The 24,447-nt window shown below is 63.6% G+C and carries 18 protein-coding genes; 11 read left to right on the top strand and 7 right to left on the bottom strand.

Annotated elements, in window-relative coordinates:
• Nucleotides 1–29: 29 nt before the first annotated feature.
• Nucleotides 30–458 (bottom strand): DUF2871 domain-containing protein, encoded by a 429-nt coding sequence (locus tag H8S61_RS07310; RefSeq protein WP_186938509.1) that lies wholly within the window; start codon nucleotides 456–458, stop codon nucleotides 30–32.
• Nucleotides 459–648: 190 nt separating this feature from the next.
• Between H8S61_RS07310 and H8S61_RS07305 the strand changes: the two genes are divergently transcribed.
• Both H8S61_RS07305 and H8S61_RS07300 read left to right on the top strand, forming a co-directional pair.
• Nucleotides 649–1,830: a pyridoxal phosphate-dependent aminotransferase gene (locus tag H8S61_RS07305; RefSeq protein WP_186938508.1), complete on the top strand. Its 1,182-nt coding sequence runs from the start codon at nucleotides 649–651 to the stop codon at nucleotides 1,828–1,830.
• Nucleotides 1,831–2,016: 186 nt separating this feature from the next.
• The gene (locus H8S61_RS07300; protein WP_160942147.1) at nucleotides 2,017–3,417 is read left to right on the top strand and encodes an APC family permease; all 1,401 of its coding nucleotides are present in this window, start codon (nucleotides 2,017–2,019) and stop codon (nucleotides 3,415–3,417) included.
• A gap of 58 nt (nucleotides 3,418–3,475) precedes the next feature.
• Here H8S61_RS07300 and H8S61_RS07295 read toward each other — a convergent pair whose 3' ends face one another.
• The 4 genes from H8S61_RS07295 to H8S61_RS07280 all read right to left on the bottom strand — a co-directional run bounded on the left by H8S61_RS07295 (nucleotide 3,476) and on the right by H8S61_RS07280 (nucleotide 8,408).
• Complete coding sequence (locus H8S61_RS07295) at nucleotides 3,476–4,927, bottom strand: sodium:solute symporter family protein (RefSeq protein ID WP_186938507.1); 1,452 nt, start codon at nucleotides 4,925–4,927, stop codon at nucleotides 3,476–3,478.
• 54 nt (nucleotides 4,928–4,981) lie between these two features.
• Complete coding sequence (locus tag H8S61_RS07290) at nucleotides 4,982–6,364, bottom strand: SLC13 family permease (RefSeq protein WP_160942145.1); 1,383 nt, start codon at nucleotides 6,362–6,364, stop codon at nucleotides 4,982–4,984.
• A 93-nt stretch (nucleotides 6,365–6,457) separates the two neighbouring features.
• Nucleotides 6,458–6,718, bottom strand: coding sequence for a hypothetical protein (locus H8S61_RS07285; protein ID WP_186938506.1), 261 nt, complete (start codon nucleotides 6,716–6,718; stop codon nucleotides 6,458–6,460).
• A gap of 112 nt (nucleotides 6,719–6,830) precedes the next feature.
• A complete protein-coding gene (locus H8S61_RS07280) occupies nucleotides 6,831–8,408 on the bottom strand; it encodes a phytoene desaturase family protein (protein ID WP_186938505.1) in 1,578 nt (525 codons plus the stop codon).
• A 406-nt stretch (nucleotides 8,409–8,814) separates the two neighbouring features.
• On the opposite strand from H8S61_RS07280, the gene H8S61_RS07275 reads away from it, so the two are divergent.
• The 4 genes from H8S61_RS07275 to H8S61_RS07260 all read left to right on the top strand — a co-directional run bounded on the left by H8S61_RS07275 (nucleotide 8,815) and on the right by H8S61_RS07260 (nucleotide 13,636).
• Nucleotides 8,815–9,540, top strand: a complete 726-nt coding sequence (locus H8S61_RS07275) for a hypothetical protein (RefSeq protein ID WP_160942142.1) — start codon at nucleotides 8,815–8,817, stop codon at nucleotides 9,538–9,540.
• Between the two features lie 54 nt (nucleotides 9,541–9,594).
• Nucleotides 9,595–10,512 (top strand): carbohydrate kinase family protein, encoded by a 918-nt coding sequence (locus H8S61_RS07270; protein WP_186938504.1) that lies wholly within the window; start codon nucleotides 9,595–9,597, stop codon nucleotides 10,510–10,512.
• A gap of 1 nt (nucleotide 10,513) precedes the next feature.
• Nucleotides 10,514–11,488, top strand: a complete 975-nt coding sequence (gene rarD / locus H8S61_RS07265) for an EamA family transporter RarD (protein ID WP_186938503.1) — start codon at nucleotides 10,514–10,516, stop codon at nucleotides 11,486–11,488.
• Nucleotides 11,489–11,764: 276 nt separating this feature from the next.
• On the top strand, nucleotides 11,765–13,636 hold the full coding sequence (locus tag H8S61_RS07260) for an MFS transporter (RefSeq protein ID WP_186938502.1): 1,872 nt from the start codon (nucleotides 11,765–11,767) through the stop codon (nucleotides 13,634–13,636).
• Nucleotides 13,637–13,838: 202 nt separating this feature from the next.
• Here the strand turns inward: H8S61_RS07260 and H8S61_RS07255 are convergent, their stop codons facing one another.
• The gene (locus H8S61_RS07255; RefSeq protein ID WP_160942138.1) at nucleotides 13,839–14,555 is read right to left on the bottom strand and encodes a Crp/Fnr family transcriptional regulator; all 717 of its coding nucleotides are present in this window, start codon (nucleotides 14,553–14,555) and stop codon (nucleotides 13,839–13,841) included.
• Between the two features lie 195 nt (nucleotides 14,556–14,750).
• Here H8S61_RS07255 and H8S61_RS07250 point away from each other — a divergent pair, with 195 nt between their 5' ends.
• From H8S61_RS07250 to cgr1, 3 genes are read left to right on the top strand one after another with little or no spacing between them, the layout of a single operon-like run.
• Nucleotides 14,751–15,554, top strand: coding sequence for a 4Fe-4S dicluster domain-containing protein (locus H8S61_RS07250; protein ID WP_186938501.1), 804 nt, complete (start codon nucleotides 14,751–14,753; stop codon nucleotides 15,552–15,554).
• Nucleotides 15,547–17,856, top strand: coding sequence for a molybdopterin-containing oxidoreductase family protein (locus H8S61_RS07245; RefSeq protein WP_186938500.1), 2,310 nt, complete (start codon nucleotides 15,547–15,549; stop codon nucleotides 17,854–17,856). The genes H8S61_RS07250 and H8S61_RS07245 overlap by 8 nt, the downstream gene beginning before the upstream one ends.
• Nucleotides 17,857–17,865: 9 nt before the next feature.
• Nucleotides 17,866–18,477 carry a cytochrome c-type protein Cgr1 gene (gene cgr1, locus H8S61_RS07240; RefSeq protein WP_186938499.1) on the top strand — a complete coding sequence of 204 codons (612 nt, stop codon included), beginning with the start codon at nucleotides 17,866–17,868 and terminating at the stop codon, nucleotides 18,475–18,477.
• Between the two features lie 109 nt (nucleotides 18,478–18,586).
• Here cgr1 and H8S61_RS07235 read toward each other — a convergent pair whose 3' ends face one another.
• Nucleotides 18,587–20,041: a response regulator transcription factor gene (locus H8S61_RS07235; protein WP_186938498.1), complete on the bottom strand. Its 1,455-nt coding sequence runs from the start codon at nucleotides 20,039–20,041 to the stop codon at nucleotides 18,587–18,589.
• 203 nt (nucleotides 20,042–20,244) lie between these two features.
• Here H8S61_RS07235 and H8S61_RS07230 point away from each other — a divergent pair, with 203 nt between their 5' ends.
• Together H8S61_RS07230 and htpG are read left to right on the top strand one after the other, a co-directional pair.
• A complete protein-coding gene (locus H8S61_RS07230) occupies nucleotides 20,245–21,981 on the top strand; it encodes an FAD-dependent oxidoreductase (RefSeq protein ID WP_366458013.1) in 1,737 nt (578 codons plus the stop codon).
• A 438-nt stretch (nucleotides 21,982–22,419) separates the two neighbouring features.
• On the top strand, nucleotides 22,420–24,360 hold the full coding sequence (gene htpG, locus H8S61_RS07225) for a molecular chaperone HtpG (RefSeq protein WP_186938497.1): 1,941 nt from the start codon (nucleotides 22,420–22,422) through the stop codon (nucleotides 24,358–24,360).
• Nucleotides 24,361–24,447: the final 87 nt, after the last annotated feature.

The following is a 24,447-nucleotide window of genomic DNA, read 5'->3' as shown; positions in this document are numbered from 1 at the left end:
CGGAGGGCCTTCCTGCGTCCGCGTCCGCGTTACGCCATCGCGCTCACCCTGCGGTTCACCACGCGCTTGAACATGACGACCAGCAGCACGAGGCCGACGCCCACCATGATGTGGCCGAGGCCGGCGATGCCCGAGAGCGCGGCGTCGGGCAGGACGAGCGGCGCGCCCGTGACTTCCGCCACGCCGCGCACGAACATCATGCACACGGTGACGACGAGCCCCACGTTGTACACGATGTAGAACGGCATGAACAGCTTGTCGTGCGTGTAGTCGTCGGCCAGCGCGAACAGGGTGGCGATCAGGAAGATGGCGAACCCGAGCACCAGCAGGTGCGGATGCATGAACCCGAGCACCGTGGTCCCGTCGAACTGCGAGAACTTCGTGAACTCGCGGAAGAACACGCCCGCCGCCGCCCCGGCGATGAGGTAGACGAGCGCGGTGTTGATGAGTCGTTTCATGATGCGCCTCCTTGCAGATAGATGAACAGCGTTCATTATGGGTGCTCGACGTGGAATCGAAGTATATGTCACTAAATCGTCATCGTACGCCGTTCCTCTAAGGGCGATTCTCGTACGCGAACGGTGTGCTACTCTGTTCCTCATCGAAATCAACGATGAAACGGTGCGACAGGACGAGGACGTGGTGCACATGGTGAACGAGAGAATGTACGGGTTGGGAGCCGAGCCGAGCGCGATTCGCGAGCTGTTCGCGTACGGCATGGCGCGCAAGGCGGAAATCGGCGCCGACAACGTGTTCGACTTCAGCATCGGCAACCCCAGCGTGCCCGCGCCCGAGGCCGTGAAGCAGGCCGTCATCGACCTCATGGACGAGCCGCCCTGCGACCTGCACGGCTACTCGCCGGCCGCCGGTGACCCGCGCGTGCGCCAGGCCGTGGCCGACCACATCCGCCGCCGCTACGACGTGCCGGCCCAGCCCGAGCAGGTGTACCTCACGGCGGGTGCCGCGGCGGGCCTCGCCATCTCCATCTCGGCCGTCACCGAGCCGGGCGACGAGGTGATCATCATCGCGCCGTACTTCCCCGAGTACAAGGTGTGGATCGACACCGCCGAGTGCACCTGCGTGGAGGTTCCGGCGCACGTGCCCGACTTCCAGCTGGACATCGACGCGCTCGAGCGGGCCATCGGGCCGAAGACCAGCGCCATCATCATCAACTCGCCGAACAACCCGGTGGGCGCCGTGTACTCGCGCGAGAACCTCCGGGCGTTCGCCGCGCTGCTCGCGCGCAAGGAGGAGGAACTCGGCCGCAAGCTGTACGTCATCAGCGACGAGCCGTACCGCGAGATCACGTACGGCGACGAAGTGCCCTACGTGCCCTGCGTGTGGGCCCGCACCATCGTGTGCTACTCGTACTCGAAATCGCTGTCGCTGCCGGGCGAGCGCATCGGCTATTTGTACGTGTCCGACCTCATGGACGACGCGCGCGAAGTGTCCACGGCGGTGGCCGGGGCAGGGCGCGCGCTCGGGTTCATCTGCGCGCCGGTGCTGTTCCAGCGCGTCATCGAGCGCTGCATCGACGAGCCCTCCGACGTGGCGGCCTACGCGGCCAACCGCGAGCTGCTGACGGCGGGCCTCGGCGAGCTGGGCTACGAGTTCGTGGAGCCGCAGGGCGCGTTCTACCTGTGGGTGCGCGCGCTCGAGGACGACGCGCAAGCGTTCAGCGACCGCGCGAAGGCCCACGAGCTGCTGCTGGTGCCGTCCGACAGCTTCGGCGTGGGCGGCTGGGTGCGCGTGAGCTACTGCATCCCGCGCGCCACCATCGAGCGCAGCATGCCCGCGTTCAAGGCGCTCAAGGAGTCGTACGAGGGCTGAACGAGGGCCGAGGCGCCGAACGGCGTCGAAAGCGCCAAATAAAAGATGGCGCTCGCGCGCATGACGCGCCATAATACGAGCAGGCCGCTTATCTGCGCAAGCGCGCTGGTGTCTCAGCGCTTTAGCGCAGCGGAGCGATGGAGAAGCGCGGTCGCACAACCGCGCCAAGAGTAAGGGGGATCGGCCATGTCGGCTCAAGACGGGTCTCCGGCGAAGGCATCCGGAGAGAACATCGAGCAGTTCGGCTACAAGCAAGAGCTGCGAAGAGGTATGGGACTGTGGGATGTGGTGTTGTACGGCGTCCTGTTCATGGTGATCATCGCGCCGCAGTCCATTTTCGGCACCATCCAGCAGAACAGCCACGGCATGACGCCGCTGGTGTACATCATCGGCTTCGTGGCCATCCTGTTCACGGCCATGAGCTACATGCGCATGAGCAAGCGCTTCCCCATCGCGGGGTCGGTGTACTCCTACGTGCAGCGCGGCATCAACCCGCACGTGGGCTTCATGGCCGGCTGGCTCATCCTGCTCGACTACGTGCTGGTGCCCTCCCTGCTCATCGTCATGGTGATGAACTGGGGCGTCGCGCTGGTGCCGGGCAGCCCGGCGTGGCTGTGGGCCGTCGCGTTCATCGCGTTCAACACGTTCGTCAACATCCGCGGCATCCAGATGAGCCGCGGCGTCGACTGGGTCATCTTCGTCGTCGAGATCGTGGCCGTGGTCGCATTCATCGCCCTCGGCACGAACTTCGTGCTGGGCGGCGGCGGTGCAGGCGGCTTCGTGCTCGACCCGATTTACCAGCCGGGCCAGGTGGACGCGCACTTCGTCGCGGCGGGCATCTCCATCGCCGCGCTCTCGTTCCTGGGTTTCGACGGCATGTCGACGCTGGCCGAGGAGACGCGCGAGCCTGAGAAGAACATCGGCAAGGGCATCATCATCGCCCTGTCCATCATCATCGTCGTGTTCGTGGCGCAGACCTACATCGCCGCCATCGTGCAGCCCGACTGGGCGGCCACCGACCCCGACATGGGCTTCTTCGATTCCGTCTACCTGGTGGGCGGCCCGGTGTTCTACAAGATCATGCTGCTGGTCAACATCATCGCCGTGGGCATCGCCAACATCATCAACGCGCAGATGGCGTCCTCGCGCCTGCTGTACAGCATGGGCCGCGACGGCGTGATCCCGCGCGTGTTCGGCAAGGTGCATCCGAAGTACCGCACGCCGTGGGTCGCGTCCATCTTCCTGGGCGCCATCACGCTGTGCCTGGCGCTTCCGCTGCAGGACTACATGGGCACGCTGGCGGGCTTCGTGAACTTCGGCGCGCTGTCGTCGTTCATCCTGCTGAACTTCGCCGTGTTCTGGTTCTTCTTCGTGAAGGAGAAGAAGCGTGCGTCGTTCAAGGACATCCTGATGTACCTGATCTGCCCGCTCATCGGCATCCTCATCCTGGGATACGTGTTCACCGGCTTCGAGCTGGCCACGTACGGCGTGGGCATCACCTGGCTCGTCATCGGCCTGATCATCGGTGCCGTGAAGTCGAAGGGCTACAAGGAAGTACCCGAAGCATTCAAGCATTTGGACGTGTAGACGTTCACGACCTCGCGAAAAGGGCGGAGGCTTTCGGGCCCCCGCCCTTTTTCGTGCGCTACGACCGCTGCCGTCCCTCGGCGGCCGCGAGTTCGTCGCGTGCGGCTTCGTAGCGTCGATATCCTTCCGAAACGCTCTTCTTGCTGGCCAAGGTCATGGCGACCAGCACGATAATAGTGACGGCGCAGGCTGGCCACAGCGGTTCGACGCCCGCAGGATTGCCGGCGAAATGCCAGATGGCGGCAACGCTACCCCCGCCGAGCATCGACCAGAAAGCGGCTCCGCTCGTCACGCGCGGCCACGCCATGGCAACCAGCAGCACGATGCCCACCACCGAGCGTATTTGGAAGGCGGCGTACAGCTGGCCCAGGATGGACGACGCGTTCAGGCCGAGCCAGGTCGCGGCGATGCCGAGTATCACCACGGCGATCCTCGAGAACGCGAGACGCTGCTTGTCGGTGCTTTCGGGGCGGATGACCGCATAGAAGTCTTGCGTCAGCGTGTTCGAGATGAACAGCAGTGCAGCCGGGGCCGACGACCAGATGGCCGCGGCGATGGCCATCGACACGACGCCTGCGATGGCGGGGCCCTGCGCGTTCGACATCGAGAACAGGGCGGTGTTCGGATCGATGCCCGGCATGGCCACGGCGGCGCACATGCCGATGATGGCCGGCAAGGTGGCGAACGGGATGACGATGGCTGCCGCGCCCCACGAGCCTACGGCCATATCGCGCGCCGAGCGAGCCGAGATGGTGGCGGTCACCATCGTGGCGGCCGCAAGGAAGCTGATGCCGATGCCGATTGCGTTCGCCAGGGTGGACCAGATGTCGGGCTGGAGCAGGCTGAAGTAGCTCTCGGGCAGGCTGTCGTGGAGCGTGGCGAACCCACCAACCATGTCGAGGCTGCCCGTTGTGGCCGCGATCAGTCCGGCGTACATCACCACCATGTGCACGATGTTCATGACGGCAAGGCCCTTCATGCCTCCCAGCAAGGTCACGGCGATGAACAGGGCCGAGACAATCCAGGCGAGCAGCGTCGCATCGGCGCCGATCATCGGTGCGATGAGCGCTGCGGCCGAAAGCGGCTGTGACGAGTACAGGAAGCAGTACACCACCACGATGATGACGAGCATGACCGCACGGCAGCGTTTGTCGAACATGAATTTGAACGCTTCCGGCACTGACAGGATGTCGTATTTGCGATGCATAGCCCGGTAGAAGCGCGCGGCGAACACGATGAAGATGATCATGCCGATGGACATGCCCCAGTTCACCCACACGGCCGATAGCCCGGTCGTGAAGCCGGTCGCGGCTTTGCCGATGGTGGCGGCACCGGCCATCATCTCCGCGAACAGCAGCGGGATGATCATGAACCAGGAAAGGTTACCTTGGGCAGTGAGAAACTGGCGGGATGACTTGTCTTTGCGCCCGGAGCCGCGTGTGGCAATCACCACGCTGATGATCACGGTGATGGCGATATAGGCAACGAGCATGACGAAGGGAAGATTCATGGAGGTTCCTTTCGTGCGGCTCTCGCCGATCAGAAGCGAGAGCCGCAGGGTTCGCTAGCACAGACCCATGGCCATCCAGAGCGGTATGCTGCCCATCATCGCGACGATGGTGATGACGGCGTAGGCATACGCGGACTTCTTGAATTCCTTGATGGTAACGTATTCGTTGCCTGCCACACCGAGGGCTCCCAGAACAAAGGGGTTCATGAAGCTGTTGAACCAGATGTTGCCGCCGATATACTCGACGAAACCCAACACGAACAGCGAGATCCCCGCGTCGGGAAGCAGCGGGCCGAAAATGGAATACAGGATAACGAGGCACACGCCCTGCGCCGGGATGACGGCGCGGAGAATCCACGTGAGCACGAGCAGCACCGGCACGAAGATCCAGACGTTGCTGACCACCGGGCTGACGATGGGCCCGAGGACGCCTGCCAGCCATGCGCTCACGCCGGTGGTGCTCATGAAGCCGGCGATGCCCACGAGCGCGCCGATGAACATGATGAGGCCCCACGGAATGCGCGTTTGGAAATCTTTCGGAGTCAAGAGGCCGAAAGCGGTCAGCACGACGGCGCCCAGCAAGGCCACCATGCCCGCATCGAATATGTTGGCGATCCATAGGCAGAGGCAGGCGGCAACGACGACGAGGGTAACCCACTCGTGCTTCGACATCTTGCCGAGCTCTCGGTATTTATCGGCGAAGTACGTAGGCGGAAGATCGAGCTTCTCTTTCGGCTTGCAGAACGTCATGCAGAACACGAACGTGCCGACGAGCAGCAGGATCAGCCACACCCACGTCATGGACAAGTATCCGAGCCACGAGAAGGACAGGCCGACGACGCCCAGCATGAACGCGACGTTGACGCTGCCGGTCAGGAACGCGTGCGAGCCGATGTACGGCGGCATGAACACGGCGGTCAAAAGACCCAGCGCGGGCTTGCTCTTCTTCTCGTAGCCAACCTGCTTCGTCATCTCCGTCGCCATGGGGGCAAGCAGGTTGGTCTTGGCATTGTTGGACGGGATGAGCGGGCTCACCACCAGGCCCGCGGTCATGAGCGACAGCACTTGGCCACGGTAGTTTTTCGGGAAGATGGTGAGCATTTTCAGCGCAAGGCGCGTGAGGAGCCCCGAGTTTTCGATGGCTGTGGCGAACGCGAACACCGCCACCATGAGCCAGACGATGCTGCCCCCGAAAGCCGAGAATACCTCGGCCACGGTTCCGATCTGAAATGCGACCATGAGCCCCATGGCGCCGAGACAAGTTGCCCAGGATGGAAGCGCGTCGGTGATCAGCATGATGAGCATGCCGACGAAAATGCCCAGATACGTCATCCCGACGCCGTCAAGGCCGGCGGGCGGGGGTATGTGCGCGATGACCGCGCCGACGACGATGGAGACGACAAGTGCGACGAGGCTTTTCTTGTTGAAATCTTTCATGGTTTCCCCTTTTCATACGGGGAGCGACCGTTCGCTCCCCTCTATGCAACCCCAAGCGAAAGAACGGTGTGGTTCCAGGAGAATGTGTGATGCCTACGAGGCGCCGTGCGGTGCGGGCGCCGCTTTGGCCTGCTTCTTGCGCGCCTTCAGCGCTTTCGGGATGCGTTTCGCGAACGCCATGACCGCTTTCTTGTTGGACATGATGACGGGCCAGCCAGCGGCGATCGCCTCAGGTGTGACCAGCACGTTCATCCGCATGCTGTCGAGCGCTTTCGCGTCGAGAATCAAATTGCCGTCCTCGTACGTCATCTTGAAGATTTCAACCATGGGGCTGCCGGTTTCGGTCAGCATCATGAGCGAGGGCTGTTTCGGTGCCTTGGGCATAGGAATCACACTCCTTGGAAGGGGGGCGGCCGAATCGCAGGATGGGGCCGCCCCTCGAAATCGAGGTCGTATCGCGATGGGGTTACTTGTTCAGGATTTCGCGGTAGTCCACGCCGTAGTCCTCAAGGATTTTGAGGGCGCCGGGCCGCGCGCCTGCCGCGATGCCGCCGCCGGGATGGCTGCAGCATCCGACGAAATACAGGTTGTCGATGTCGCCGTGGTAATCGTGGCCCTTGCCGGGGAAGGGGCGCATGTCGTACATCTGGCTGGGCTGCAAGCCGATCATGCCCAGGTCGCCTTCCTTCATGGCCGGGTTCCACTGCTCGTACTCGAGCGGGGTGAGGCCCCACTTGCCCACGAGGTCGTCGTCGGTGATGTTCGTGGTCTGATCCTTGAAGAACTCCCACACGGCCTGCTTGAGCTCGTCGCCGTGCGTCTCCCAGTTCTTCTCGTCGCCCCAGAGACGGTACGGCGCGTAGCTGTACAGGTTGACCACGCTATGGCCTTCGGGGCAGCGCGAGGGATCCCAGAGCGAGGGGATGGTGACCAGCGGCAGCTTGGCGTTGAAGCCGCCCAGCTTGTAGTTGCTGAACGTCTCGAGATATTCCTTCTCTTCGGGCGCGAACTCGATGCAGTACGCGTCGAGCACCTCGGGACCGGCTTTGAACTCGGGAATCTTCTTGAGGGCGAACGACTGGTTGAGCGCAGCGAAATCGGCCTGCTTGAGACGCTGCACGTACCGCGCCTCTTCCTTCGGCGCGTCGTCGCCGAGCATCTGATAGATGTCCTTGATGTTGATGGTGCTGATAACGGCGTTCGTGGCGATGTACTCTTCGCCATTCTTCGTGCGGACGCTCTTCGCTTCGCCACCTTGCACGGTGAGGCCGTCGACGAACGCGTTCGTGAACAGGTCGGCTCCGTGGTCTTTGCAGCAGGCCATGAGGGCTTCGACGAACTTCTGGCTGCCGCCCATGGGGAACGGCGGCGCGTACGTCGGCTTGTGCACGCGGCCTGTGAAGTACAGCAGCGTCGCGGTGCCGATGGCTCGGGGGTCGATCATCATCTCGGTGCACCAGCGGGTGAACGTGACGCGCACCTGCTCGCTGTCGAACCACTCCTCGACGATCTGCTGGGCCGAAGAGTTCAGCACGCGCTGGAACTCGCGTCCTTCGGGGCTCATGGACATGACGTTGTGCATGGTGCCGTACGGCGGCGGAGCGCTCTGCGAGCCGATACCCGCGACGGCCATCATGTTCACCATGTACTCGTGGAACTCGGGATAGATGGCGGCATCGTGCTCGGAGAACTCCGCCATGTTCTGGCAGGCTTTGTCCAGATCGTGATGCATGATAAGGCTGCGCTGGTCGGGGAAGATGGAGCAGAACAGAGCCTTCGCGTGGGCGTATTCGAAGCCGTACTTCGAGAACAGGCCCAGTTCATCTTCCGTCACGATGGGCGTGGCGGAAATCATGTTGTGGACCATGCCGCCAAGATCGGAGATGTATCCGGGCGCGCACACCTCGCCCGAGCGCGTGCTGCCGCCGAACTCGTCGTTCGCTTCCAAGCAGCAGACGCTGAAGCCTGCCTTGGCCAAGTACGCGGTGGTGAGCAGGCCGTTGTGGCCGCCGCCCAAGACAACGAAATCGTACGTAGATGACATGGCGTTTCCTCCTTGTGGGTTGTTTGACCATGCGTTCGAACGTTCTGCGATTCCCGGGATGCGCTTGTTATAGCCCTCGGGCGAACGACACGGCAATATCCCACTTTTCGGAAAGCGTGGAATTGGGCTGTCCCCAGTTTTGCGAAGCTGTCGTTTTGCTACCGTACAGGCGAGGGGCTTCTTGCCGGTTATCCGTGGGTGCAACAGGCGACGGAATTGATGCAGTATCTTTAGTTTTACCTGATCATATGGGTCATTGATCATTGTGGGAGACGCCGCTGTCTACACTTCTTCAATTCTGGTGCGGCTCAGACCCCACTTTTGAAGGAGTGGGGTATTTTCTTTCCGCGGTTCTTCGGGGTAGGTTACTTGCAAGGGGAGTTCGTTTCGGGGATAAGGAGCTGCCATGTCGAAAGCGTCGGTCCGACACAAATTTGCACAAGCTTTTATGGCCCTCGTTCCGCTCTCGCCGACCAAGCGAGTGACGGTTACCGATTTGTCCAAGCATCTCGGCATCGACCGCAAGACGTTCTACAACTACTTCGACAACATCGATCAATTGATGATTTGGATCTATCGCGACTATTTGGCGACTATGCTGAACGATGAGAGGTTTGCGCGGTGGAACAAGGTGTGCCCGCCGTCGGCGAGCTTCGATCCTTTTCCCGATCTTCCGTTTTACGCGCGCAACATCGAAGACCGCTCGCTGTCCCAGGCGGAGTACTTCAAAACGATGGCCTATCATTGGGAAAACCATCGCCAGTACTACTCCATCGTTTTCTCCAGTACCTGTTATATAGACTTGTTCGATTACATCGTGGCGCTGTTCTTGCCCCCTTTTCGCGAAGACGTCGAGTTCTTTCTCGATGGGCGCGATATGCCGACCGTGGTCATCGATTTTCTGGCTGAATACCATGTCATGGGGGTGTTTGGGAGGTTGCGGTATCACTATACCCAAACGAACAAGTTCATCATGCAGAACGAAATCGACCCGTTTTGGAACTACGCTCACATCGTGATGAGGGAGAGCGTCGACAGCTGCTATGAGACCATAGAGCGGCATGGTTTGTCGCGCTTTCTCGGGATGAACGGCTCGGTGAGCCGCTATCGCGGACTGGGCCGTACCGACTGAAGCCATCTTGCCTTACAATGGGCGCACGATAATCAACGTTGAAGCGAGGCAGATATGGTGTCGTCCCGGCCCGCCGTGCTGGCGGTGGGCGCGATCATGGTGGATATGGTGTGCCAGGTGCCGCGCCTGCCGCGGTCGGGCGAGGGGATCGTGGTGCAGGAGTCGCATGCCACGGTGGGCGGTTGCGCGTTCAACTCCGCGAACGTGCTGCGGCAGCTCGGCGCGCCGCACGAGCTGTTCGCCCCGGTGGGCAGCGGCATCTTCGCCGGGTTCGTGCAGCGCGAGCTGGATGCGCGCGGGCTCGCGGCGCCGCGCTTCGCCGAGCGCGACAGCGGCGGCTGTGTGTGCTTCGTGGAGCCGAGCGGCGAGCGCACGATGGTCACGATGCCCGGCATCGAGCGCTTCTTCGAGCGCTCGTGGTTCCAGCGTGTGGACGCGTCGCGGTTCTGCTGCGGGTTCGCCAGCGGCTACGAGGTCGAGGGTGCGGGCGGCGATGCGATCATCGCGTTCTTTGAAGATCACCCGTCCGTCCAGTTCTACTACGCGCCCGGTCCGCGCATCGAAGGCGTGGGAGCCGACGCGGAGAAGACGGCGCGCATCAACGCGCTGCATCCCGTGTGGCACCTCAACGACCAGGAGGCGCTTGCGTACACGGGTTGCGCCACGGTGGACGAGGCGGGGTTCGCGGTGGCAGCGGAGTGCGGAAACGCGGTGGTGATCACGGCGGGTGCGGAAGGCGCGCACCTGTTCGAGGGCGGTCGGCACGTGAGGGTGTCGGCGCTGCCGGTTGAGGTGGTGGACACCATCGGCGCGGGCGATGCGCACCTGGGCGCGCTCACGGCGGCGCGCGCGGCGGGGCGGACCTGGGAAGACGCGCTCGCGTTGGCGAACCGCGTGGCCGGTGCGGTGTGCGGCGTGCGTGGCGCGACGCTTCCCGACCACGTGTTCGAGCAGAGGGGAATTCGGTTGTAGCATGGAAGACGTCGCGGTTCGAGACAGCCGGTCCGAGCGGATCGGCTTTTTGCAGGGCGTCGGCTGCCACCTGGTGTGGGGCATCATGCCGGTCTATTGGAAGCTGCTGTCAGCCGTTCCGGCGCTCGAGGTGCTGTCGTGGCGCATGGTGTGGTCGTGCGTGTTCGTGGTGCTGCTGTGCGCGTTCGTGAAGCGGACGCGGTTCCTCCATCTGCTGCGCGACCCGCGCGCGGTGGGCACGTTCCTCGCGTCGGGGCTGATCGTCACGTGCAACTGGGGCGTGTACATCTGGGCCGCGAACAGCGGGCATCTGCTTGAGACGAGCATCGGCTACTACCTGTGCCCGCTGTGCAACATCGCGTTCGGCTTGCTCGTGTTCAAGGAACGGCTGACGCCCATGCAGAAGGTGGCCACGGTGCTGGCTGCTGCGGGCGTGGCGTACTTCATGATCGTGCACGGCGGCGACGTGTGGATCGCGCTGGTCCTGGCGCTGTCGTTCAGCGCGTACGGCGCGGTGAAGAAGAAGGGCGGTTACCCGGCGCTGCCCGGCATGGCGCTGGAGTCGCTGCTTACGGGACTGCTGGGCGCGGCGGCGTTGGCGGTGGGCGCGCTTGCCCCCTGGATGTGGAGCCTCGTGCCCGCCACGCCCGATTTCCTCGCGGTCGCGTCGCCGACGCTCGACTTCGCGCTGCTCGTCGGCTGCGGCCTGCTCACCGCCATCCCGCTGCTGCTGTATTCGGCCGCCGCCAACCGCATCTCCATGACGGTGCTCGGGTTCATCCAGTACGTCAGCCCCACGATCGCGCTCGTGCTGGCCGTGGCGTTCTTCGGCGAGCAGTTCACCCCGGCGCATGCCGTGTGCTTCGCGCTCATCTGGTGCGGCATCGCCGCGGTGGGCGTCGAAAGCTGGCTCGCGAAGCGCCGCGAGGCGCGCGCGGAGCAGCAGGAGGGCGACCCGCGCGAAAGCGCGGCGTGAAACCCGGCGGTTACCTCGCTCTTGCGACGCGGCAATCCTCCCCACGGCTCTCGGATCGCTTCTTTGACATGGTGCGCGGTTCCGCCGTGAATCTTGTGCAATTGTTCAAGATGAAAAAAATCCTTACGAAAGCGCTTTCGTTTCGCTAGAATCGAAGGTGCTGCGACGCGCTCTGGCGCGGACGCGGCGTGTCTCGTTTCCCCGAAAGGCGCGTTCTGCGCTGGTAGGTTCGATGGGGCCATTCAAGACAACCGAAGATGAAAGGACGTTTCCTGTATGCAAGGGAAATCTCTCGTGCTGCTGCTATCCGTTTTGTACGGCAGCGCATTCCTCGCGGGGTTCAACGAGAACCTCGTCAACATGGCGCTCGTGTCCATCATGGCGGACTACGGCGTGGATTCCGTGACGGCCCAATGGCTGGTCACCGGCTACATGATCGTGGCCACCGTCGTGGTGACGTGCATGGCGTTCCTCTACCGGCGCTTTCATGTGCGCACGCTGTTCTTCAGCGCGGCCGCGTTAAGCATCGTCGGGTCGGCGATGGGCCTCGTGGCTGGCAGCTTCGAGATGCTGCTGGTCGCGCGTCTCGTGCAGGCCGTGGGCACGGGCATCTTCATCCCGCTCATGATGAACACCATCCTCGTGGTCACGCCGAAGAACAAGCTGGGATCGTACCTGTCTGTCGGCGGCTGCATGATCACGTTCGGGCCCGCGTTCGCCCCGGTGGTGTGCGGTGCGCTGGTCACCATGTTCGGCTGGCACAGCATTTTCATCGTGCCTATCGTGGCGATGGCCGTGCTGGCCGTGCTCGGCTTTTTCTACGTGAAGAACCTCGAAACGAGCGAGGCGCATCTTGACGCGGCGTCGGTGGTGCTGTCCGCCGTGGTGCTGACGGCGTTGTCGTACGGCCTGACGCAGCTGACGACGAACGGCGTGATGGCTGCCGCGACGCTGGCGCTGGCGGCGGCCGCGGCGGCGGTGTTCGTCGTGCGTCAGCTGCGGTGCGCGCATCCGCTGATCGATCTGGCGCCGATGAAGAACCGCTCGTTCTGGCCGGCGCTCATCCTGGTGACCATCGCCATGATGAGCATGTTCTCGATGAGCGTGCTGCTGCCGTTGTACTTCGAGGGCGCGGCGGGTATGACCGCGTTCGCGGCCGGCCTCGTGATCCTCGTGCCCGTGCTGGCGAATGCGGGCTCGACGCTGCTGGGCGGCCGCATCATGGACAAGCGCGGCGAGTGGCCCCTGCTGCCGCTGGGCTTCGGCGGCGTCGCCGTCGGGTTCATTGCGCTTGTGGTGGTTGCGCCGCAGCTGTCCGTGCCCGCGGTGTTCGTGGCCATGCTGGTGATGTACGTGGCGGTGGGCTTCATCTTCTCGCCCTCGCAGACGGCGGGCCTGCGGGCGTTGCCCCCGCAGCAGAACCCGTTCGGCGTGGCGCTCATGACCACGTTCGTGCAGATCGCCGCCTGTATCGGGCCGTCGCTGTACATCGGCATCATGTCGTCGGGGCAGGCGAGCGCTGCGGCCGGCGGCGCGAGCAGCGCTCAGGCTACGGCCGACGGGTTCGCCCTCGCGATGGTGGTTGCCGCGGTCATCGGCGTTGCCGGGTTCGTGCTGGCGCTCGTGTACGCTCGCGCGGCTCGGCGACGGGCGTCCGAGCAGGCCGTGGAGCGCGCGACCTCCCCGCAGTCGTTGCTCGCGTCCATCATGGAGGCCGACCCCTACACGCTGCCGGCGGCCACGCCGGTGCGCGAGGTGATGCGCGCGTTCGTCGACCTCAAAGTGGGAGGCTTGCCGCTGGTGGACGAGCAGGGGAGGCCGGCGGGCTTCGTGTCCGACGGCGACGTGATGCGCTATCTGGCCGACAAGCATCCGCTGATCACGGGATCGTATTCCCTGGTGGAAGCCGCCAACAATCAAACGTTCGACGAGCGTCTGCGCGAGCTCATCGAGCTGCCGGTGAGCGTGATCGCGTCCGACAAGCTGGTGTCCATCGACGCCGGTTCGTCGCTGGAGGAGGTGTGCTCGCTGCTGGCGACACGCCGCCTGAAGAAGGTGCCGGTGGTGCGCGACGGCGCGATCGTGGGAACCGTCAACCGCTCCGACGTGCTGCGCTACGCCATGGACACCTGCTTGCAAGGAGTGTAAGGGATGGGGTGTCGTCGGCTTGGACGCAAAACGGCACCCATGACAATCCGAAGGCGCATTGCTCTCGTTGTGCGCCTTCGGAAAGCGGAAAACCCCAGGTGGTGAAAACCTCGCGAGTCTTTTGGACCCCGACGGCACCCTCGAAATTGTCATGGGTGCCGTTTTGCGTCCAGCCTCGCGCGAGCGTGCCGCTGCAAGCCCCCTAATACAGCACGGGGTTCTCCTCGTTCTTGTACGCGAGCAGCTTCTCGTAATCCTTCACCAGCAGGTGCGTCTTCGTGCGCTCGATCACGCCCTGCGTTTCGAGAGCGGTCACGAGCTTGCTGCACGTGGTGATGTGCACCAGCAGGATGTCCGAGAGCGCTTGCAGCGTGAGGTTGCACTCGATGCGGTACACGCCCTCGGCATCGGGCTCGCGCACTTCGCACAGCTTCGTCAGCCACGTGAGGATGCGCTTGCTGGACGACTGGATGCCGGTGTTCCCGATGCGGTGGCCGATCTGCGCGAAGCTCATATGCACCACGTACATGAGCTCGTCGAACAGCTCGAAATCGTCGCGCACGATGTCGAACAGCTGCTGCATGGTGAACGCGAACACCACCGTGTCCTTCGTGGCGACGAACTTCATGCGGTTCTGCCCGATCGAGGCGAACCGGTGGTACTCCGCCTGGAACGCGTTGCCCGCATTGCGGTAGTACAGGACGATTTGCGCCCCGTCCTCGTTCTCGTAGCAGCACTTCAACTGCCCTTTTTCGACGTAATAGAAGTAGCGGTCGTCCTTGTCGATGCACGTGAGGTCGATGTACTCGCCCTTGAACAGCTTTCGCTTGCGCGCCTGATCGAGATACTCGCCGAAGCGCAGCTGCTTGAACGGAAGCGTGGGGATGAGAATGGCGTCGTAGTCCTGCGTCGTGGTCACGAACCCCTCCTGTCGTCGTGTGCCGCGGGCGCCCCTATTGTATCCCAAGGCGCGCCGCGCCCGCCGATTCTTTCCTACGCAACATCGCCTGCTTGCGCACGACAGCGCCAGCTTGCGCCGGGGCTTCTACCGGCGTCCTTCCCCGTTTCGTACAGTGCAGGCAGGTTGAAAATCCAACAGGACGAGGAGGAACCGATGGCGAACATGGGGATGGCTATCGACTTGCGGCGCTGCGCGGGGTGTTACGCATGCGTTGTGGCGTGCCAGATGCACAACAACACGAAACCGGGTGTGGCCTGGGGAAAGGTTGAGGCACGCGAGTGGGGCGAGGATCCGGACAATCGACGCTGCTATCTGCCGCACGCCTGCATGCAGTGCGAGGACGCGCCGTGCGTCAACGCGTGCCCGACCAGCGCGTCGTACGTGCGCGACGACGGCATCGTGATGGTGGACTACGACGAGTGCATCAACTGCGGGTCGTGCATCCACGCGTGTCCGTACGGGGCGCGCATACAAAACGACGTTGAGGGCAACTACTTCGACACCGACGAGCAGGCGCCGTACGAGGCCGAGGGCATCCAGCGCACGCACGTGGTGGAGAAGTGCATCTTCTGCGCGGGCCGCCTCGATGCGGGGCTGCAGCCCGCCTGCGTGCAGAACTGCCCCGGCAACGCGCGCTACTTCGGCGACTTGGACGATCCCGAGAGCCCCGTCAGCGTCTTCATCTCGAAGAACGACCCGGTGCAGATTCGCAACACGCACTTCTACTATATGCCGGTGGACGGCATGCCGAAGAACCTGCTGCCGCACGCCGAGGTGCAGACCGTGGCCAACAAGGGCGTGGACTCGAAGCCGGCCGACCCGGGCATTCCGCTGCCGGCGGCCATCGGCGCCGTCGCCGTCGCGGCTGCGGCGGGCGCGGGCATCGCCGTGGGCGTGAAGAACCAGCGCGACAGCAAGGCAGAAGTCGAGACGAAAGGCGGCGAGGACCATGAGTAAGCTGGCGAACGAGAGCACGAACGGAGCCGCGAACGCCGCTCGTACGACGGCCGCGAACGCTGCCTGTGCGACGGCCGCACCCGGCCTGTCGCGCCGCGGGTTCCTCAAGGGCGCCGCGGCCATGGCCATCGGCATCACCGCCATCGAAGGCGGCTACGAGTTCGTCTACCCCGACAACGCGTTCGCCGACGAGGCCGCGCCCGAGGTGACGAAGCACACGTACTGCGACATGTGCAATCACTCGCCCAAGTGCGGCATCACCGCCACGGTGAAGGAGGACAAGATCGTGCGCGTGGTGTCGCGCGCGAACTACCCCAACGACCCGCTGTGCGCGAAGGGCCTGTCCGCGCTGCAGGAGCTGTACGACCCGCATCGGCTGCTGCATCCCATGAAGCGCACGAAGCCGAAGGGCCAGGGCGACGCCGGCTGGGAGCAGATCACCTGGGACGAGGCGTACGACACCATCGTCGCCGCGCTCAACAAGGTGAAGGACGAGATGGGCCCCGAAGGCGTGTTCTTCTACTGCGGCGACCCGAAGGAGCCACGCGGCGCGGTGAACCGCCTGGCCAACCTGTTCGGCACGCCCACGTACGGCAACGAGAGTTCCACCTGCGCCTACGCGGCCCTCATCGGCACCGGCCTCGTGTTCGGCGCGCAGACGATGGGCGCGAATCCCAACGACAACTCCAAGTCGTGCCTCATCTGGTCGCTCAACCCGGCGTGGTCGCTGCCGAACCGCTTCGGCAAGCTGATGAACGCGAAGGAGAAGGGCTGCAAGTTCATCGTGGTGGACCCGCGCGTCACGCCGACGGTGACGGGCCTGGCCGACATTCACTTGCAGCTGCGCCCCGGCACGGACGGCGCGCTGGCGCTGGGCATCGCCCACGTCATGCTGCGCGACGGGTACTTCGACGAGGAGTTCTGCCAGAACTGGACGCACGGCTTCGACGAGTTCAAGGAGTACGTGCAGGAGTTCACGCCCGAGAAGGTGGCCGAGATCACGTGGGTGCCAGCCGAGAAGATCGAGGCGGCCGCGAAGCTGTGGGGCGAGGAGACGCCCGGCTCGTTCATCACGAGCGCGAGCCCGCAGGTGCACCACACCAACGCCGGCAACAACATGCGCGCCATCGCGTCGCTCGTGGCGCTGGCGGGCAACGTGGACGTGGCCGGCGGCCTGGAGATCAGCCCGGGCCTGCCGTTCGACCTGTTCGCCAGCACGGCCGGGTTCAACCGCGAGGACATCTACGATGCCGACCTGGCCTCGAAGCGCTACGACTTGCAGGACTTCCCCGTGTGGACGAAGTTCGTGAAGCAGATGCAGACGAACCGCTTCCCCGAATACGTGGACGAAGGCAAGATCAAGGCCATGGTGATGTTCGGCGGCAACGCCATGATGTGGCCGCAGAGCCACCTCTACCAGGAGGCCATCGGCAAGCTCGACTTCGCCTGCGCGGCCGACTACTACATCCGTCCCTGGACGCACGACTACGTGGACATCATCCTGCCCGCTGCGATGTGCTTCGAGCGCATGGCCCCCTTCGCGGTGTTCGGTCGGAAGATCTACCTGCGCGAACCGGTGATCACGCCGCGCGGCGAGGCGCGCGAGGACTGGCAGGTGGCCATGGAACTGGGCAGCCGTCTGGGCTATGCGGAAGAGTGCTTCGACGGCAGCGTGGAAGAGGCGCTGGCGGAGGTGCTGCGCACGTCGGGCCTCGAGGTGACCATGCAGGACCTGCGCGACAACCCCGACGGCTACGCGGTGCCGGGCGGCGCCCCCTACGAGCCGAAGAAGTACGAGACGGGCAAGATACGCAAGGACGGCCAACCCGGCTTCAACACGCCCAGCGGCAAGATCGAGCTGGTGTCCGAAGTGATGAAGGAATGCGGGCTGGAGGGCCTTCCGCTGTACAACGAACCGGTGAGCAGCCCCATCAGCACACCCGACCGCGCGAAGGACTACCCGCTCATCCTGAACACGGGCTCGCGCGTGCCCATGTACTCGCACTCGAAGCTGCGCGACTGCCCCTGGCTCAACCAGTTCATGCCCGATCCCATCGTGCGCCTGCATCCGAAGACGGCGGCCGAGCGCGGCCTGGAAGACGGCGAGCAGGTGCGCGTGTTCAACCACCTCGGCGAGATCGAGGTGAAGCTTGAGGTGACGAACCTCGTGCTGCCGGGCGTGGTGGACATCTTCCACGGCTGGGAGAAGGCGAACGTGAACAAGCTGACCGAGCGCGAGTTCGACCACGTGACGGGCTACCCGCCGTTCAAGTCGGGCCTGTGCCAAGTCGAGCGGGCGTAGGTGGTTGCCATGAAGCCGAAGAAGTGGCCCATCGTCGTCGGTACGGTCGCGCTCGTGTTCGTGGTGGCGGGCATGGGGTTCTGGGTGTGGCACGAGCAGCCCAGCTTTTGCGCGGCCATCTGCCACACGCCGATGGATCCCTACGTGGAGACGTACGATCAGCCGTTGGGCGAGGCGGGCGTGGACAAGTGGGGCAACGAGGTGGCCGACACGTCCAGCATGCTGGCGGTGGCGCACAAGGCCTCGGGCAAGACGTGCCTCGACTGCCATGTTCCCACGCTGGGCGAGCAGATGGCCGAGGGCGCGTCCTGGGTGACGGGCGGTTACGGCGTGCCGTTGCAGGAGGCCACGCTGGCGGACTTGGGAGCGGCGCGCGGCGTTGCGTCGGATGAGTTCTGCCTGAACGAGTCGTGCCACAACCTCACGCGCGACGACCTGGCGAACGCGACCGCTGACCTGGCCCGCAACCCGCACCTGGCCTACCACGGCGACATCTCGTGCGACTCGTGCCACAAGGCCCACCGCGCGTCGGTGAACTACTGCACCCAATGCCACGCCGACGCCGAAACGCCCGCCGGTTGGCTGACCGCGAAGGAAAGCACCAACCTGCCGACAGGGTAGGGATCAACCGCAAGCGTGCGCGCATCCGAATGACCACGTACCCCCTCGCGTGGGAAAGCGGCCGACTTCGGGTTTTCCGAGTCGGCCGCTGCACGCGCGCGGCACGCCACTATACCTCTTGTTGCGAAATGAGATCGATCAATTCGGCGCGCGAGTGGATGTCGAGCTTCACGTAGAGGCTTTTGATGTGCGATTTGACCGTGTTCTCGGAGACGAACAGCATTTCTGAGATGGTGTGGACGGTGCGCCCCTGCGCGAGGTGCTGCGTTATCTCGCGTTCGCGCGGCGTGAATCGATAGGAGTCGGCTAGCGCGTTGCATTTGAGCGCAAGAATGTCCAGTGGCTCCACGACAGCGGGAGGGCCTTGCGGCGAGAACGTTTCCTTGCGATTCTTGTCTTTCAGGATGAACAGCGAAATCATGGCGACGAGGTAGACGCCCACCAGCGCCACGGTTGTCAGCTGCAAGTCGTCGCGGCCCAGCGTGCCGGCGTTCAAGAAGGCGACGAGCGTACCTGCCAATCGCGAGACGTTGATGGCCAAAAGCGCAAGTGAGAAAACCATCGCGGAAGGAAGCTTGGTGTCGCGCACGGTGTCGGCGATCATGCACCAGACGATGAGGTTGGCGACGAGCGTGCCCAACTGGGCGCACGCGTTCGCCAATCCGCCGATGTCGTTCCACAGAAGCGGAAGCAGCAGGAATCCCGCTGCGCACAGAGGCAGCGCCACCTTGTAGATCGAGCTGAGCTCGGGTTGTTTCTTGACGAACAGCGCCGGCACGAGCAGTGCTATGACCACAACGGGCTGCGTGACGAGCGACGTCGTTTGGAACGTTGCAAGCGGTATTTCCTGCTGGGCGGGCATTTGCAGCATGAGTGCGCTGAGGAACGAGAGGATGGCCGTGCCCAGCACGGGTCGCCAGAGCGAGCCGACGGCGCTTTTGAAAACGGGTAGGGAAAACTCGTCGAGGGGCGCAGGGCTCGCATCGATGCCCGGTTTGGTCGCGATGACGGCGAGCAGGAACAGCGCGAGGGTCGCGGGCAACACGAATATCGCTGGCAGCAAAACCAACACAAGGTACACGCCGAGGCTGACGAGGGTCGAGAGCAGCACGAAGAGGTACACGTGCCTCAACGAGAGCGTGCTGCAATAGCGTCCCCACAGCAAGGTGGCAAGCGCATCTCCCAAGCCGAAAAACGCACCGGCGCACACCATCCAGGGGATGGTGGCCTCATCGGGTGCGAAAGAGGCAAACGTTAGGATCATCGCCACCACCAAAACCCCCACTGCTGCTCCCAGGCAGGCAAGTGCGAGCGTGACGGTGAGTTTGGGAAGCTTGCGGAGAGCCGCCAGCACCGAGGTTACGGCGTATGCCACTATGCGCGCGGTGATAATAGCCACGAGGAACAGCAACTCGGTGCGCCCCTCGATGGGACCCGTCGCTGCGGAGAACATCGTGGAGGGGTGGAACAGCGTGTAGCCGAAAGCCAGGTAGGAAGCGTAACCGAGCGTAAGAATCAGGCCGCATGCGGTGGCATTGGGCACGCTGTTGAAAAAACGTCTCATATCCCTCCCCTGAACAAAGCAATATACCACACCGACGACTAGCGGGCATACTCACCTCTTTCGGGTGGATTCGCCTAGAGTCCAGCTTTGCGAAATTCACCACCCATGAGGTGAAGCAGCAGCCGGGCGAAGCGCGTAGGTTGGAGCGCGGAGGGTGCGGTGCAAGCCACTGCGCACAGCATATACAAGGAGAGGAGATTGCTGTGGAAAGCAAGATGAGTCGCCGAGCGTTTTTTGGATGGGGAGCAACTGCGGCGCTGGCAGCGGGGACGGCCATGGCCGGCTGCGCGCCTCAGCAGAGTCAAGGAGGGGGTTCGCAGGCGCAAGCGCAGGCCGCTTCGTCGGGGGCGGCCGCGTCGGCGGACGGGACGCCCGCCTTTCTCGTGAAGCCCGAGGTTCCCGCCAGCGTCGACGATGAGAAAAGCTGTGACGTTCTGATCCTGGGTCTGGGTCTTGCGGGCACGGCGGCTGCCAAGGCCGCAACCGACCAGGGGGCGAAGGTCATCGCAATCGAGAAGCAGCCCGAAGATTCGTACAGCGTCGTGTCGATGGCGGGCGACTGGGGAATCGTCGACTCGCAGGTTCAAAAGGATCTCGGCATCGTCTGGGCGCCGAAGGACGATATCGTCAACGAGATTGAAAAGGAATGCGGATGGCGCGCCGACGCATCCTTCTGGAGCTACTGGTACGATCACTCCGGGGAGGACTTCGATTGGTTTATCGAGGGCGCCGACTACGAGGTGCTCGACTCGAGCGCCCAGAACCTCGAGGACGGGTCTCACAAGCAGAACTACATTCGCCCGAAGGCGTTTCCGCCGCTTGAAGGATACGACTACAAGAAGGAGTACTATCCGTATTTCCACGGCTCCATCACGACGAATCCGAACATGGGATGGGCGTGCGAGGCAGCCCGCAACGCGGCGCTCGATGCGGGTATGGAGGTGTTGTACGGATCTACGGCCGAGCAGCTGATCGTGGAAGACGGCAAGGTAACCGGGGCGTACGCGAAGACCGCAGACGGCTCCTATGCGAAGGTGAATGCGAAATCGGTGGTCATCGCGTGCGGCGATTACGGCGCCAATCCGGACATGCGCCAGTACTACGCTCCCGAAACCGTGATCTTCGAAGGCGGCGTGAACACCGGCGATGGACAGCGTATGGGCATCTGGGCCGGCGGCCGCATGGAGCGCGGGCCGCACGCACCCACCACGCACCACATGGGCGGCGTGCTGGGCGTGGATAGCTTCTTGCAGCTGAACACGCGCGGCAAGCGCTTCATGAACGAAGACATTCCCGGTCAGAACATCACCGACGTGCTGGTGCGGCAGCCCGTGGCCCTCGATGCGGACGGGAGGGAGCAAGGCATCAAATCGTGGCAGATATTCGACAGCGCATGGCCCGAGCAGATAGGTTCCATGAACGACGGCCACGGATTCATCAACCATTACGTCGCTCCCGAGGATGTGGATGCGTATGCAACCGTCCTGTCCGGCTTCAAGTTGGGGTACGTCACCGACCAGATGGTGGAGGAGCAGGCCACCTGCAAAGCCGACACCATCGAAGAGCTGGCGGAAAAGATGAAGCTGGATCCGGCCGTCGTCAAAGCCGAGATCGATCGGTACAACGAGCTGTGCCATCAGGGTCATGACGACGACTTCGGAAAGATGGCGTCGCGCATGTTCCCGGTGGAGAATCCGCCTTACTTCGCGTGCTCTTTCGGGGTGGGCGGCATGCTCTACATCTTCGGCGGCTTGGAGTGCGATCTTGCGATGCACGTGCTTGATGACGAAGACAACCCGATCGAGGGGCTGTACGTGGCGGGCAACAGCATGGGACGCCGCTTCCTGGTGGAAAAGCCCGTGGTCGTCGCCGGATTGAGCCTGGCGACGGCGATGTCGTTCGGGCGTCTTGCCGGCACCAACGCAGCTCAGGGTATATAGCAGCTGTCGTATCCCGACGCGATTGCGTCGTCGGGTGCACGATATGCGAAAGACCGGTCGCCTCCCTCCCCGGCCGGTCTTTTCGCGTATTACCCGTTCGCCCCTCCGGGGCCTCTCCTGCCCCCTCCTGCCCTCTCCTGTGCGGGTGTTCTGCAATCGGGGCGTCTTCCGCTTGACATCTCCGCGCGCCGCACTAAAATCACGTGTTAGCACTCGAAGCCCGAGACTGCTAAAGGCGTTCCGATGGCTTGCCAGCCATCGGATCAGGCCGACGCTGCGGGCTCACGCTGCGCGCCATCCTGGCCCTTTCATGCTTGCCCTCACGTGCGGAAGCACGCTCGGCCGCATGACGAGCCACTATGGCACACATCGCGAGCCTCGCTGACGTTGCGCCTACCTGCGGCGGGCACGTACAAGAAAAGGAGAGCGACGCCAACCATGCGCAAGTTCAAAACCGAGAGCAAGAAGCTGCTCGACCTCATGATCAACTCCATCTACACGAACCGCGAGATCTTCCTGCGCGAGCTCATCTCGAACGCGTCGGACGCGGTGGACAAGCTGTACTTCCGCAGCCTCACCGACAAGGACGTCCAGCTGGGCAAGGACGAGCTGGGCATCCGCGTGTCGTTCGACAAGGACGCGCGCACCGTCACGGTCAGCGACAACGGCATCGGCATGACGAAGGACGAGCTCGACCGCAACCTGGGCACCATCGCGCACTCCGACAGCATGGAGTTCAAAGCCGAGAACTCCGACAGCCAGGGCGACGACGTGGACATCATCGGCCAGTTCGGCGTGGGCTTCTACTCCGCCTTCATGGTGGCGTCCAAGGTGCGCGTCGTGTCGAAGGCGTACGGCAGCGACGAGGCCTGGGCCTGGGAGAGCGACGGCGTCGAGGGCTACACCATCGAGGAGGCCGCGCGCGAGGGCCACGGCACCGACATCATCCTCACCATCAAGGACAATACCGACGAGGATAGCTACGACACGTTCCTCAGCGAGTTCGGCCTGAAGAACCTCATCAAGCGCTACAGCAACTACGTGCGCTACCCCGTGCAGATGGAAGTGTCGAAGACGCGCCAGAAGCCGAAGCCCGAGGATGCCGGCGACGACTATCGGCCGGAATACGAGGACTACACCGAGATCGACACCATCAACTCGATGATCCCCATCTGGAAGCGCAGCAAGTCGGAAGTCACCGACGAGGAGTACCACGAGTTCTACAAGACCGACTTCCACGACTTCACCGACCCGGCGCGCACGTTCAGCATCCACGCCGAGGGCGCGCTCAGCTACGACGCGCTGCTGTTCATTCCCGGCCGTGCGCCGTACGACCTGTACAGCAAGGACTTCAAGAAGGGCCTCGCGCTGTACAGCTCCAACGTGCTGATCATGGAGAAGTGCGAGGAGCTGCTGCCCGACCACTTCAACTTCGTGCGCGGCGTGGTGGACAGCCAGGACCTGCAGCTGAACATCAGCCGCGAGACGCTGCAGCACAACAGCCAGTTGCGCGCCATCGCGAAGAAGATCGAGAAGAAGATCACGTCCGAGCTGAAGAAGATGCGCGACAACGACCGCGAGGAGTACGAGAGGTTCTTCGAGAACTTCGGCCGCGGCCTGGAGTTCGGCATCTACAACAGCTACGGCTCGCTGAAGGACCAGCTGGCCGACCTGTTGCTGTTCTACTCGGCCAAGCAGGAGAAGCTGGTCACGCTGGACGAGTACCTGGCCGCCGCCCCGGCCGACCAGAAGGCCATCTACTACGCGGCGGGCGAGAGCATCGAGCGCCTGGGCAAGATGCCCATCGTGAAGACGGTGCTGGGGAAGGGCTACGACGTGTTGCTGTGCACGAAGGACGTCGACGAGTTCTGCTTCCAGGCGATGATGACGTACGGCGCGCCCGCGCCTGAGGGCGAGGAGGCGCCGGAGCCGCTCGAGCTGAAGAACGTGGCGTCGGGCGACCTCGACCTGGCCTCCGAGGAGGAGAAAAAGGAAGCCGAGGAGACGACGAAGGACAATGAGGCCCTGTTCGCCGCCATGAAGGACGCGCTGGGCGACTCGGTGACGAAGGTGGCCGTGTCGTCGCGCCTGGAGGATGCGCCGGCGTGCATCACCGCGGCGGGCCCGGTGTCGCTCGAGATGGAGCGCATCATGGCGCAGATGCCCGACGGCGGCGACGGCATCAAGTCCGAGCGCGTGCTGGAAGTGAACGCGAAGCACGCGGTGTTCGACGTGCTTCGCGCGGCGCAGGAAGCCGGCGACGCCGACAAGGTGAAGCTGTATGCGGAACTGCTGTACAACCAGGCGCTGCTGGTTGAGGGCCTGCCCATCGAGGACCCGGTCGCCTACGCGAACGCCGTGACGAAGCTGATGGCGTAACGCCGACGAAGGGGCGCTCGCGTTGGCGAGCTCCCCTTCGTTTTGCCGCGCGCGAACGGATGGTTCACGTGAAACATCCGTTGCGGC

The organism is Eggerthella hominis (genome assembly GCF_014287365.1).
GTDB classification, from domain to species: Bacteria; Actinomycetota; Coriobacteriia; order Coriobacteriales; family Eggerthellaceae; genus Eggerthella; species Eggerthella guodeyinii.
This window is presented reverse-complemented; position numbering and strand designations above follow the sequence as displayed.

What these genes read in the sequence shown, in the direction of transcription:
- H8S61_RS07310 (WP_186938509.1), bottom strand. Translation starts at nt 458, where the DNA reads ATGAAACGACTCATCAACACCGCGCTCGTCTACCTCATCGCCGGGGCG.
- H8S61_RS07305 (WP_186938508.1), top strand. Translation starts at nt 649, where the DNA reads ATGGTGAACGAGAGAATGTACGGGTTGGGAGCCGAGCCGAGCGCGATT.
- H8S61_RS07300 (WP_160942147.1), top strand. Translation starts at nt 2,017, where the DNA reads ATGTCGGCTCAAGACGGGTCTCCGGCGAAGGCATCCGGAGAGAACATC.
- H8S61_RS07295 (WP_186938507.1), bottom strand. Translation starts at nt 4,927, where the DNA reads ATGAATCTTCCCTTCGTCATGCTCGTTGCCTATATCGCCATCACCGTG.
- H8S61_RS07290 (WP_160942145.1), bottom strand. Translation starts at nt 6,364, where the DNA reads ATGAAAGATTTCAACAAGAAAAGCCTCGTCGCACTTGTCGTCTCCATC.
- H8S61_RS07285 (WP_186938506.1), bottom strand. Translation starts at nt 6,718, where the DNA reads ATGATGCTGACCGAAACCGGCAGCCCCATGGTTGAAATCTTCAAGATG.
- H8S61_RS07280 (WP_186938505.1), bottom strand. Translation starts at nt 8,408, where the DNA reads ATGTCATCTACGTACGATTTCGTTGTCTTGGGCGGCGGCCACAACGGC.
- H8S61_RS07275 (WP_160942142.1), top strand. Translation starts at nt 8,815, where the DNA reads ATGTCGAAAGCGTCGGTCCGACACAAATTTGCACAAGCTTTTATGGCC.
- H8S61_RS07270 (WP_186938504.1), top strand. Translation starts at nt 9,595, where the DNA reads ATGGTGTCGTCCCGGCCCGCCGTGCTGGCGGTGGGCGCGATCATGGTG.
- rarD (WP_186938503.1), top strand. Translation starts at nt 10,514, where the DNA reads ATGGAAGACGTCGCGGTTCGAGACAGCCGGTCCGAGCGGATCGGCTTT.
- H8S61_RS07260 (WP_186938502.1), top strand. Translation starts at nt 11,765, where the DNA reads ATGCAAGGGAAATCTCTCGTGCTGCTGCTATCCGTTTTGTACGGCAGC.
- H8S61_RS07250 (WP_186938501.1), top strand. Translation starts at nt 14,751, where the DNA reads ATGGCGAACATGGGGATGGCTATCGACTTGCGGCGCTGCGCGGGGTGT.
- H8S61_RS07245 (WP_186938500.1), top strand. Translation starts at nt 15,547, where the DNA reads ATGAGTAAGCTGGCGAACGAGAGCACGAACGGAGCCGCGAACGCCGCT.
- cgr1 (WP_186938499.1), top strand. Translation starts at nt 17,866, where the DNA reads ATGAAGCCGAAGAAGTGGCCCATCGTCGTCGGTACGGTCGCGCTCGTG.
- H8S61_RS07235 (WP_186938498.1), bottom strand. Translation starts at nt 20,041, where the DNA reads ATGAGACGTTTTTTCAACAGCGTGCCCAATGCCACCGCATGCGGCCTG.
- htpG (WP_186938497.1), top strand. Translation starts at nt 22,420, where the DNA reads ATGCGCAAGTTCAAAACCGAGAGCAAGAAGCTGCTCGACCTCATGATC.